Source organism: Bacillus rugosus (assembly GCF_023238245.1).
GTDB lineage: Bacteria > Bacillota > Bacilli > Bacillales > Bacillaceae > Bacillus > Bacillus rugosus.
In genome coordinates this window covers 2,693,482-2,705,610 of the sequence record NZ_CP096590.1, presented here as the reverse complement: position 1 = coordinate 2,705,610, position 12,129 = coordinate 2,693,482, and the positions used below count along the sequence as shown (strand labels likewise).

Sequence of the window (12,129 nt, the reverse complement as noted above, 5' to 3'; positions counted from 1 at the left end):
CGCTTACATTTACACATATAAATGGTGTTAAGCGTGTTTGTGGCTGTTTTTCAGATATGTAGGAGGGTTTATGTATGAGGATTCGCGAATCGCAGCTGCCGGGCATAGGGCATAAATTTGAGATCATTACTAGAAATCGCGATAAAATTTCAATTATCATTCATCATGACGGCCGGAAGGAGCTGTACTATTTTGATGAAAATGATCATGAAGAATGTGTTGCTTCCGTGCAGTTTGATGATGCTGAAGCGAGGCAGATTTCTGCAATTCTCGGCGGAATGGCATATAAACCGAAAGTATTAGAAAGGGTCGAGGCAGCCCTTGATGATTTAATCATAGAGTGGTGTAAAGCAGAGACAGGTGCGCCTGCTATCCATCATACAATTGGTGATTTGGATGCGAGGCAGGAGTACCATGTGACTGTCATCGCGATTATTAAGAAAAATCAGGATAAACAACTAAACCCAGGATCTGAAACAGTCATTGATGAAGGTGATACACTAGTGATGTCCGGTGATGGAAACGGATTGAAGAGACTGATCAGGGAAAAATTAACTGCAAAAGAGGTTTGATCAAGAGCGTCAAGTCATGTTTAAAATCAGTTCTGACAGGGAAAGTTACCTCAGGTAAATAAACTTTGGGGGATAGAGAATGAATAAACAATGGACAATCATTTTCGCACTTATTTTTACCTTAATTGTCGCTATTTTTGCAGTCATTAATGTTAGATCCGTAGAAGTTGATTACCTGTTTGGCAGATCGGAGTGGCCGCTCATTCTTGTCATTTTAGGCTCGGTTTTAATGGGTGCGCTGATCGTATTTTCTGCCGGCATTTTTCAGGTGATGAGATTAAAGCGGGAAATAAAAGCGTTGCGGAAAGAAAACAAAACAACACAAGAGACGATACATAAACAAGAAGATACACTGTATCCTGAACAGAACGACATAAAGGATGCATCAACCGGACTTGAGAAAAAAGACTAGTTTTTGAATAATATTTGAAACCCCTCAGCCTGCTCTAGTATAATAGGGTGGTTGAGGGGTGAATTTATGTTAGCGTCAAAAATGCGATGGGAAATCCAGCGACCAGATCAGGATAAGGTCAAATCACTCACAGAACAATTGCATATAACACCTCTTGTTGCGTCCCTGCTTGTAAAAAGAGGCTTTGATACGGCAGAAAGCGCAAGGCTGTTTTTACATACAAAGGATGCCGATTTTTATGATCCTTTCGAAATGAAAGGCATGAAAGAAGCGGCAGATCGTATAAAACAGGCGATATCACAACAAGAACAGATTATGATATATGGCGATTATGACGCCGATGGAGTTACCAGTACGTCAGTGATGCTTCACACACTGCAAAAGCTGTCGGCTCAAGTTGATTTTTATATACCTGACCGCTTTAAAGAAGGATATGGCCCTAATGAACAGGCATTTCGTTCGATTAAAGAGCGGGGCTACTCTCTGATTATTACAGTTGATACAGGAATTGCCGCTGTGCATGAAGCGAAGGTAGCAAAGGAACTCGGGCTGGATGTCATTATTACCGATCACCATGAGCCGGGACCGGAGCTTCCGGATGTCCATGCGATCGTCCACCCGAAGCAGCCAGGCTGCACCTACCCGTTTAAAGAACTTGCCGGGGTCGGGGTCGCGTTTAAGCTCGCCCACGCTTTATTGGGCGAACTCCCGGATGAACTGCTTGACCTGGCGGCAATCGGCACTATTGCCGATCTTGTCCCGTTGCATGGCGAAAACAGATTAATTGCAACACTAGGACTTGAAAGGCTTCGTCGGACGAATCGACTGGGCTTAAAAGAGCTGGTCAAGCTGTCAGGCGGAGACATCGGAGAAGCGAACGAAGAAACTGTCGGGTTCCAAATAGCACCAAGGCTGAATGCCGTCGGACGAATCGAACAGGCGGATCCCGCTGTTCATTTGCTCATGTCAGAGGATTCGTTTGAAGCGGAAGAGCTTGCCGCTGAAATTGACCAGCTGAACAAAGAGCGCCAAAAAATGGTTAGTAAAATGACGGATGAAGCGATTGAAATGGTTGAACAGCAAGGTCTCGATCAAACTGCTATTGTTGTGGCCAAATCCGGGTGGAATCCAGGAGTCGTGGGGATTGTGGCTTCAAAGCTTGTGGACCGTTTCTACCGTCCGGCCATTGTGCTTGGCATTGATGAAGAAAAAGGGATTGCTAAAGGCTCGGCCCGAAGCATCAGAGGCTTTAACTTATTCGAGAGCCTTTCAGAATGCAGAGATATTCTTCCACATTTCGGCGGCCACCCAATGGCTGCGGGAATGACGCTGAATGCCGAAGATGTGCCGGATTTGCGACACAGGCTGAATGAAATAGCAGACAACACGCTTACGGAAGAGGATTTTATTCCCGTACAGGAAGTCGATCTTGTCTGCGGTGTCGAGGACATTACGGTTGAAAGCATCACAGAAATGAACCTGCTGTCCCCATTTGGCATGCTGAACCCGAAACCGCACGTCCTCGTAGAAAACGCTGTGCTGGAAGATGTCCGCAAGATCGGCGCTAATAAAAATCATGTGAAAATGACGGTCAGAAACGAGTCGTCTCAGCTTGATTGCGTTGGTTTTAATAAAGGTGAGCTAGAAGAAGGCATCGTCCCGGGTTCAAGAATATCAATTGTCGGTGAGATGTCTATCAACGAATGGAACAATAGAAAAAAACCGCAGTTAATGATTAAGGATGCCGCTGTTTCTGAATGGCAGCTGTTTGATTTAAGGGGAAAACGGATGTGGGAAGACACAGTTTCCGTCCTTCCATCTGCTAAACGGGCCATTGTCTCTTTCAAAGAAGACTCAACAACACTTCTTCAGACTGAAGACCTTCGCCGTGAAGTGCACGTCATCAGCTCTGAGGATCAAGCGAAGGCGTTTGACCTTGATGGTGGATATATTGTATTGCTGGATCCGCCGCCTTCGTTGGACATGCTCGCACGTTTGCTGGAAGGCAAGGCGCCTGAGCGGATATATTTCATTTTTCTCAATCAAGAGGACCACTTTTTATCAACATTTCCCGCAAGAGACCACTTTAAATGGTATTATGCGTTTTTGCTGAAAAGAGGCGCTTTTGACGTAAAAAAACATGGTTCAGATCTTGCGAGACATAAAGGCTGGTCTGTTGAAACAATCAATTTCATGACAAAGGTGTTTTTTGATCTAGGTTTTGTTAAAATAGAGAATGGTGTGCTGTCTGTGGTTAGCGGAGTAAAGAAACGCGACTTAACGGACTCACAAACATATCAGGCAAAACAGCAGTTGATGGAATTGGATCAAAAGCTGAATTATTCTTCTGCTGAAGAGCTGAAGGAATGGCTGAATAAGCTGATGAAACAAGATTCAGAGGCTTATGAAAGTACGAGGAGGACATAAAACAGATGGATTTAAAACAATACGTAACAATTGTACCGGATTACCCGAAAGAGGGCGTGCAATTTAAAGATATTACGACACTGATGGATAAAGGCGACGTATACCGCTATGCCACAGACCAAATTGTTGAATATGCGAAAGAAAAGCAAATTGATTTGGTCGTCGGCCCTGAAGCGCGCGGCTTTATTATCGGCTGTCCCGTTGCTTACGCGCTTGGCGTAGGTTTTGCGCCGGTCCGCAAAGAAGGCAAATTGCCTCGTGAAGTGATCAAAGTGGACTACGGTTTGGAATACGGAAAAGACGTATTAACGATCCACAAAGATGCGATTAAACCGGGTCAGCGTGTGCTTATCACAGATGACTTGCTTGCGACAGGCGGCACAATTGAAGCAACAATCAAACTTGTTGAAGAGCTTGGCGGCGTTGTTGCTGGTATCGCTTTCTTAATCGAGCTTTCTTACCTTGACGGCAGAAAGAAACTTGAAGATTATGACATATTAACATTGATGAAATACTAAAGATAATCGCATACCGAAAAAAGCACTCCATGTCAGGGTGCTTTTTTCCTATTGTTTTGCAATTATTTTATATAATATTTGGCTATTTGAACTTCTGCTCTTTACATCTTTCGGTTTTTTCTTGATAATAAACTACAATACAGTTTACATTCTAAAAAAGGTGATTCCATGGCGAACGAACAAGTATTGACTGCCGAGCAAGTTATAGATAAAGCGCGCAGCTATCTATCTGATGAGCATATCGCATTTGTCGAAAAAGCATATCTTTACGCTGAAGATGCTCATCGCGAGCAATACCGCAAATCGGGCGAGCCATATATTATTCATCCGATTCAGGTTGCGGGAATTCTCGTTGATCTTGAAATGGACCCTTCCACAATCGCGGGAGGATTTCTGCACGATGTCGTGGAAGATACAGATGTGACGCTCGATGACCTGAAAGAAGCATTTTCCGAAGAAGTGGCAATGCTTGTGGACGGCGTAACGAAGCTCGGTAAAATTAAATATAAATCTCAAGAGGAACAGCAGGCGGAAAATCATCGCAAAATGTTTGTCGCTATGGCTCAAGATATCCGGGTCATACTGATTAAGCTGGCGGATCGTCTCCACAATATGCGGACGCTGAAACATCTGCCTCAGGAAAAACAGCGGAGAATTTCTAATGAAACACTGGAGATTTTTGCACCATTGGCGCATCGTCTCGGGATTTCAAAAATTAAGTGGGAATTGGAAGATACGGCGCTCCGTTATTTGAATCCTCAGCAATATTACAGAATTGTCAACCTCATGAAGAAGAAACGCGCAGAACGTGAGCTTTATGTCGATGAGGTTGTCAATGAAGTGAAGAAACGTGTCGAAGAAGTGAACATCAAGGCTGACTTCTCGGGACGTCCGAAACATATTTACAGCATCTATCGAAAAATGGTGCTGCAAAATAAACAATTCAACGAAATTTACGATTTGCTGGCTGTCCGCATTCTTGTGAATAGCATAAAGGACTGCTACGCGGTGCTCGGCATCATTCACACATGCTGGAAGCCGATGCCCGGCAGATTCAAAGATTATATCGCAATGCCGAAGCCGAATATGTATCAATCGCTTCATACAACGGTTATCGGGCCTAAAGGTGATCCGCTGGAAGTGCAGATCCGCACCTTTGAAATGCATGAAATTGCGGAATACGGGGTTGCGGCTCACTGGGCTTATAAAGAAGGGAAAGCGGCCAATGAAGGCGTAACCTTTGAGAAAAAGCTTTCTTGGTTCCGTGAAATACTAGAATTCCAAAATGAATCAACAGATGCAGAAGAATTTATGGAATCGCTCAAAATCGATTTGTTTTCTGACATGGTATATGTTTTTACGCCGAAAGGAGATGTAATCGAGCTTCCATCCGGTTCTGTTCCGATTGATTTTTCTTACCGGATTCACTCGGAAATCGGCAATAAAACAATTGGTGCCAAAGTAAACGGAAAAATGGTAACGCTGGACCATAAGCTTCGGACAGGTGATATCGTTGAAATTCTCACTTCTAAGCATTCCTACGGTCCGAGCCAGGATTGGGTCAAGCTTGCGCAAACATCCCAGGCGAAGCATAAGATCCGTCAATTCTTTAAGAAACAGCGGCGTGAAGAAAATGTCGAAAAAGGCCGTGAACTGGTCGAAAAAGAAATTAAAAATCTGGATTTTGAAGTGAAGGATGTCTTAACGCCGGAGAATATCCAGAAGGTTGCTGACAAGTTTAATTTCTCAAATGAAGAGGATATGTACGCCGCGGTTGGCTACAACGGCATTACAGCCTTACAGGTGGCAAACCGCCTGACGGAAAAAGAGAGAAAGCAGCGCGATCAGGAAGAACAGGAAAAGATCGTTCAGGAAGTCAATGCGGAATCTAAACCATACCCGCAGGGCAGAAAACGGGAAGCGGGCGTTCGTGTCAAAGGCATCGACAATCTTCTTGTCCGTTTATCAAAATGCTGCAATCCTGTACCTGGTGACGATATAGTCGGATTTATCACAAAAGGCAGAGGGGTTTCGGTCCATCGTGAAGACTGTCCGAATGTCAAAACGAATGAAGCTCAGGAACGGCTGATCCCGGTAGAGTGGGAACATGAGTCACAGGTTCAAAAGCGCAAGGAGTACAATGTTGAGATAGAGATTCTTGGCTATGACCGCCGCGGATTGCTGAACGAGGTGCTTCAGGCAGTGAATGAAACGAAAACAAACATTTCATCTGTCTCTGGCAAATCGGATCGCAATAAAGTGGCAACCATTCATATGGCGATTTTTATTCAGAACATCAATCATTTGCATAAAGTCGTCGAGCGTATTAAACAGATAAGAGATATCTATTCTGTGCGCCGCGTCATGAATTAAAGGGGTTAGAGAATGAGATTAGTTGTTCAGCGAGTAACAGAAGCAAGCGTTACAGTGGATGAAGAGGTCGTCGGCCAAATTGGACAAGGCATCATGGTGCTGGTCGGCATTACTCACGATGATACAGAAGAGGATGCAGCTTATTTAGCCGATAAAGTTGTTCATCTTCGTATTTTCGACGACAGTGAAGGAAAAATGAATCTGTCTCTTTTAGATATAGGAGGAGAGATTTTGTCTGTCTCACAGTTTACGCTTTACGGAGATACGAGAAAAGGGCGCCGTCCGAACTACATGAACGCCGCTAAACCTGATAAAGCTTTAGGTCTATATGAAAAATGGAACGACCTGCTTCGTGAAAAAGGAATCAAAGTGGAGACCGGAACGTTTGGAGCGATGATGGATGTCCAGCTTACAAACTCCGGACCGGTCACGCTCATAATGGATTCAAAATAAAAAAGCTGCCAAAAGGCAGCTTTTTTATTGGAAATATTTCTCTAATCCGCTTTCGATCCCGTCTGTAACTTTTTCTTGGTATGAATTGCTATGTACAATGGCTTCTTCCTGCGGATGGCTTACATATCCCAGCTCATACAGCATCGCGGGCTGTCTGTTTTCACGTAGCACATAATAATCTCCGAATAATACGCCGCGGTCCGGAATGGAAGAACGTTTCACCACTTCAGAGTGTACATCCGATGCCAGTTCCTCATCTTTGGCAGGACTGTAGTAGTAAGCAGTGCTGCCTCTCGTGGAAGTATCCGCATAGCTGTCATAGTGAATGCTGATAAATGCGTCAGCGTTGCGGTAGTGAGATGTGGAGACACGTGACTGTAAGCTGACAAAGGTATCATCCTGGCGTGTCACATACACATCTGCTCCAGCTGATCTGAGTTTGCTGGCGAGCAGTTTTGCTGTTTTGATCGTCAGGTTTTTCTCGAATTTACCCGAATAGCCGATCGTTCCGCTGTCTTTTCCTCCGTGTCCCGGGTCAACAATAATCGTTTTATTGTTCAGAGAACCGTTTCCGGACGGGGAATCAGAGACAGGGGGTTCACCTGCTTCTTCTGCGCTTTTAGACGTTTGGACCACCCAATTGGCTACATAACCAGTCTGTCCGTTATCAAGCTTAATCTCATACCAGCTGCCCTTTGAACCTGTAATGGTGAACGAATCTCCTTTGGCAGCGCGTTCAACGATCGAAGCTGATGTTGATGCATCACTTCTTACATTCGTTCCTCCGTATACAATATAGGCTTTTTTAGCGGAGGATGAACTGCCGGCATTTGCCGAACTTTCCGCTGGATCAGAACTAGTCAAAAGGTAATGGCTTGCAACCCAGCCTTTCAGCCCTTTCACCTCGATGTGAGCCCAGCCGTTTTTCTCGTTGAGAATCGTCAGCTTCGTTCCGCGATCAAGTCTCGTTATAATCGCTGCGTCATGTGAGGCGGAGGCTCTTACATTTAGTGAAGATACACCGACCGTGCCCGTTGAAGCACCGGAAGATTCGGTTTGAGAACTCTCCGAAGACGCTGAACTGCTGTGGCCTGATGTCACATATTCAGATGACACCCATCCGGTAGCATTTTGATAGGATATCTTGACCCAGCCCGAACCTTTATCAATGACGGACGCTTGGCTGCCTTGCGGGAATTTGCCGATGACTTCGTATGAAGTGCCTGGTCCAGTTCTCATCCGCAGATCGGGGTCTGTTGATGTCACAGTATCACTGCTTTCCGAAGAGCTTGTGCTGGCCTGGCCTTCCTTTGTAATAAGCCAGGAGACCACCCATCCTTTTTCTCCGGAACCAAGCTGTATCTGCACCCAGTCTCCATCTTCCTTTAAAATCGGATAGCGCTCTCCTTTTTTTGCTTCCGCTGTAATGCCGTAGCTAAGCCCAGGGCCGCTTCTGACGTTCATTTCGTCTGTTGCGATGACAGCCTCTCCTTGAGCGGCTGTAACGGAGGAAAGTGGCGGGAAAAGCGCCCCGGCGAAAATAATAGATACAATAAGAACAAAGTATTTCTTGCTCATTGTGTCCTCCTTTCTGATGATCATTAAAAAAAGCATTCTTGCTTATTATCGTAAAGTCCTTTCTGATTTTTAAATAAAAATAAAATGATTTGTTTATACTAGGCGTAAATACAATCAAAAAGGTGTGCAAATCATGAAATATCATCCAAAAATGGGACGTGCATTTCACGACGGTGAAGCAAATCTGCATTACAGCGATCACGAAGATCCTGATACGACCGGTTATCTTACTGAAACAGCATCTGAATTTGGTCTTATGTCTAAAGAAGCAGCGATGAGGAAAAACAACCGGAATAAAGCTTGACAGAGAACCCCAATCCCATTATTATAATAGAAATTGAGTACATAGCAAATGATGAAAGATTTGAACCAATAATGGAGAAGAGTAGGTCAGATTGCATGGCTAGAGAGGAACCGCCCCAGGCTGAAAGCGGATCCCATTGCGTCTTTCTCGAAACAACACTCCGGAGGTTTCCTGCTGAACGCGCTAATCCCGTCATTAGGCAGTGAACGTGAACCTGCGTTAAAGGATCGAGCGGGAATATGAACATATTCCAACTAGGGTGGCACCACGGGTATAACTCTCGTCCCTACTATACATGTATAGTAGGGACGAGAGTTTTTTTCATTTTCATCATTAACGATCATTGTATATTTATAAGGGATACATAAGGAGGTCTACATATGGGATATAGCATTCCAAGAGGAACACAGGATATTCTGCCTGGAGAATCAGATCGCTGGCAGTTTGTTGAACAAGTTATGAGAGACACTTGCCGCACTTATCAATATAAAGAAATTCGAACACCGATTTTTGAGCATACAGAACTGTTTGCCAGAGGCGTCGGAGAATCCACGGATATCGTTCAAAAAGAAATGTATACCTTTCAGGACCGAAAAGGCAGAAGCCTGACACTTCGTCCAGAAGGAACAGCAGCGGCGGTTCGCGCTTTTAATGAAAACAAGCTATTCGCAAATCCTGTCCAGCCGACAAAACTTTATTATGTTGGGCCAATGTTCCGTTATGAACGTCCGCAGACGGGCCGCTACCGCCAGTTTTATCAGTTTGGAATTGAAGCGATAGGCTCGAAAGATCCTGCAATCGATGCCGAGGTAATGGCGCTTGCGATGAGTATTTATCAAAAAGCAGGATTGCAAAACGTTAAGCTTGTGATAAACAGTCTCGGCGACCAAGAAAGCCGCAAAAGCTACAGAGAAGCACTCGTAAAACATTTTGAGCCTCGCATCGAAGAGTTTTGTTCAGACTGCCAGTCACGGCTGCACACAAACCCGCTCAGAATCTTGGACTGCAAAAAAGACCGAGATCATGAGCTGATGAAATCGGCACCTTCGATTCTGACTTATTTAAATGAAGAATCGGCCGCTTATTTTGAAAAAGTGAAACAATACTTAAACGATCTGGGCATTTCGTATGAAATTGACCCTAACCTTGTGAGAGGGCTGGATTATTACAACCATACCGCATTTGAAATCATGAGCAATGCGGAGGGCTTTGGCGCAATTACGACACTTGCCGGCGGCGGACGCTACGACGGACTTGTCGAACAAATCGGCGGCCCTGAAGCGCCGGGCATCGGTTTTGCGATGAGCATTGAACGCCTGCTTGCCGCAATTGATGCTGAAAAAAGAGAGCTGCCTGTTGATCAGGGAATCGACTGCTATATTGTCACACTCGGTGAAAAAGCGAAGGATTATTCTGTTTCATTGGTGTACAAACTGAGAGAAGCAGGCATTTCCAGCGAAATCGATTATGAAAATAAGAAAATGAAAGGCCAGTTTAAAACCGCTGACCGCCTGAATGCCAGATTTATTGCGATATTGGGTGAAGATGAGCTTGCCCAAAATAAAATCAATGTAAAGGATGCACAGACGGGCGAACAGATTGAAGTGGCACTTGATGAATTTATACATGTGATGAAGGCAAACCAAAAGGGATAAGGAGTGGAATGCATTGTTTGGAAGAACATATTATTGCGGTGATATAACTGAAAAAGCAATTGGCGAATCTGTAACGCTGAAAGGCTGGGTCCAAAAAAGACGGGACCTTGGCGGATTGATATTTATTGACTTGCGTGACCGTACAGGAATTGTTCAAGTCGTGTTTAACCCTGATGTGTCAAAAGAAGCGCTTGCTATTGCGGAAGGCATTAGAAACGAATACGTTCTTGATGTTAAAGGGAAAGTGGTAGCACGTGAAGAAGGCACAGTCAATGCGAATCTGAAAACAGGCGCAATCGAAATTCACGCTGATGGAGTGACCGTATTAAGTGCTGCAAAGACACCTCCGTTTGCGATTTCTGACCAAGCAGAGGACGTATCAGAGGACGTCCGTTTAAAACACCGTTACTTAGATTTGCGCAGACCGGCTATGTTTCAAACGATGCAGATGCGCCATAACGTGACGAAAGCTGCCCGCAGCTTTTTAGATGAAAACGGGTTTCTTGATATTGAAACGCCGATTTTAACAAAAAGCACACCTGAGGGCGCACGTGACTACTTAGTGCCGAGTCGTGTGCACGAAGGTGAGTTCTATGCGCTGCCTCAGTCTCCACAGCTATTTAAACAGCTTCTGATGGTATCCGGCATTGAACGCTATTATCAAATTGCCCGCTGTTTCCGCGATGAAGATTTGCGTGCAGACCGCCAGCCTGAGTTTACGCAAATCGATATTGAAATGTCCTTTATGAGCCAAGAAGACATTATGTCATTGGCTGAGGACATGATGGCAAAGATTATGCGCGAAACAAAAGGCGTGGAACTCAAGCTTCCTCTTCCTCGAATGACGTATGACGAGGCAATGAACAAATACGGTTCTGATAAACCTGATACGCGTTTTGACATGCTTTTGACAGATGTGTCTGACATTGTGAAGGATACCGAATTTAAAGTATTCTCATCAGCAGTGGAAAACGGCGGCGTAGTAAAAGCCATCAATGTAAAAGGCGGAGCCGGCGATTACTCCAGAAAAGACATCGACGCTCTTGGCGCTTTTGCTGCTAACTATGGGGCAAAAGGACTTGCCTGGGTAAAAGTTGAGGCAGACGGAGTCAAAGGCCCGATCGCCAAATTCTTTGATGAAGAAAAGCAGTCTAAGCTGATTGAAGCACTTGATGCTGCTGAAGGTGATTTGCTGCTGTTCGGAGCGGATAAATTCGAGGTTGTAGCCGCATCACTAGGCGCCCTGCGCTTAAAGCTTGGGAAAGAGCGCGGACTGATTGACGAAAACCTGTTCAATTTCTTATGGGTCATCGACTGGCCGCTTTTAGAGCATGATCCGGAGGAAGGGCGTTTTTACGCAGCACACCATCCGTTCACAATGCCTGTCCGTGAAGACCTTGAATTGATTGAAACAGCGCCTGAAGACATGAAAGCACAAGCCTATGACCTCGTCTTAAATGGCTATGAGCTTGGCGGCGGTTCAATCCGTATTTTCGAAAAGGATATTCAGGAAAAAATGTTTGCGCTCCTCGGCTTCTCACAAGAAGAAGCGGCTGAGCAGTTCGGATTCTTACTGGAAGCATTTGATTACGGCGCTCCTCCGCACGGCGGAATCGCGCTTGGCTTGGACCGTCTTGTCATGCTTCTGGCAGGTCGTACGAACCTAAGAGATACAATTGCATTCCCGAAAACGGCAAGTGCAAGCTGCCTGATGACAGATGCGCCAGGGGAAGTGAGCGACGCTCAGCTTGACGAGCTTCACCTTGCTATTAAGAAAAAAGTTAAGAGCTGAATAAGCAGTTCGATTCTTGAAAATCAAAATCGTCTGTGATATGAT

At 45.0% G+C, this 12,129-nt stretch carries 10 protein-coding genes and 1 other annotated feature; of the genes, 9 read left to right on the top strand and 1 reads right to left on the bottom strand.

Features of this window, described 5'->3' with window-relative positions; genetic code table 11:
* The first annotated feature begins 74 nt into the window (after nucleotides 1–74).
* From M0696_RS13800 to dtd, 6 genes are all read left to right on the top strand, one after another.
* Complete coding sequence (locus tag M0696_RS13800) at nucleotides 75–572, top strand: cation:proton antiporter regulatory subunit (RefSeq protein WP_019715225.1); 498 nt, start codon at nucleotides 75–77, stop codon at nucleotides 570–572.
* Nucleotides 573–651: 79 nt separating this feature from the next.
* Nucleotides 652–984, top strand: a complete 333-nt coding sequence (locus M0696_RS13795) for a LapA family protein (protein ID WP_019715224.1) — start codon at nucleotides 652–654, stop codon at nucleotides 982–984.
* A 66-nt stretch (nucleotides 985–1,050) separates the two neighbouring features.
* Nucleotides 1,051–3,411, top strand: a complete 2,361-nt coding sequence (recJ, locus tag M0696_RS13790; protein ID WP_248602065.1) for a single-stranded-DNA-specific exonuclease RecJ — start codon at nucleotides 1,051–1,053, stop codon at nucleotides 3,409–3,411.
* Nucleotides 3,412–3,416: 5 nt separating this feature from the next.
* On the top strand, nucleotides 3,417–3,929 hold the full coding sequence (locus M0696_RS13785; RefSeq protein WP_019715222.1) for an adenine phosphoribosyltransferase: 513 nt from the start codon (nucleotides 3,417–3,419) through the stop codon (nucleotides 3,927–3,929).
* Nucleotides 3,930–4,097: 168 nt separating this feature from the next.
* Nucleotides 4,098–6,302 carry a GTP diphosphokinase gene (gene relA, locus M0696_RS13780; RefSeq protein WP_248602064.1) on the top strand — a complete coding sequence of 735 codons (2,205 nt, stop codon included), beginning with the start codon at nucleotides 4,098–4,100 and terminating at the stop codon, nucleotides 6,300–6,302.
* 12 nt (nucleotides 6,303–6,314) lie between these two features.
* Nucleotides 6,315–6,755: a D-aminoacyl-tRNA deacylase gene (gene dtd / locus M0696_RS13775; RefSeq protein ID WP_166850192.1), complete on the top strand. Its 441-nt coding sequence runs from the start codon at nucleotides 6,315–6,317 to the stop codon at nucleotides 6,753–6,755.
* A gap of 24 nt (nucleotides 6,756–6,779) precedes the next feature.
* Here the strand turns inward: dtd and M0696_RS13770 are convergent, their stop codons facing one another.
* Entirely contained in the window at nucleotides 6,780–8,333 is a 1,554-nt protein-coding gene (locus M0696_RS13770) for an N-acetylmuramoyl-L-alanine amidase family protein (RefSeq protein ID WP_166850195.1), read from the bottom strand.
* A gap of 133 nt (nucleotides 8,334–8,466) precedes the next feature.
* On the opposite strand from M0696_RS13770, the gene M0696_RS13765 reads away from it, so the two are divergent.
* The 3 genes from M0696_RS13765 (at nucleotide 8,467) to aspS (ending at nucleotide 12,084) form a co-directional block, all read left to right on the top strand.
* Nucleotides 8,467–8,637 (top strand): YrzK family protein, encoded by a 171-nt coding sequence (locus tag M0696_RS13765; RefSeq protein WP_166850198.1) that lies wholly within the window; start codon nucleotides 8,467–8,469, stop codon nucleotides 8,635–8,637.
* 59 nt (nucleotides 8,638–8,696) lie between these two features.
* Nucleotides 8,697–8,928, top strand: a binding site (T-box leader).
* An 89-nt stretch (nucleotides 8,929–9,017) separates the two neighbouring features.
* Nucleotides 9,018–10,292, top strand: a complete 1,275-nt coding sequence (gene hisS / locus M0696_RS13760) for a histidine--tRNA ligase (protein WP_222143255.1) — start codon at nucleotides 9,018–9,020, stop codon at nucleotides 10,290–10,292.
* 13 nt (nucleotides 10,293–10,305) lie between these two features.
* Nucleotides 10,306–12,084: an aspartate--tRNA ligase gene (aspS, locus tag M0696_RS13755; protein ID WP_222143254.1), complete on the top strand. Its 1,779-nt coding sequence runs from the start codon at nucleotides 10,306–10,308 to the stop codon at nucleotides 12,082–12,084.
* Nucleotides 12,085–12,129 lie beyond the last annotated feature (45 nt).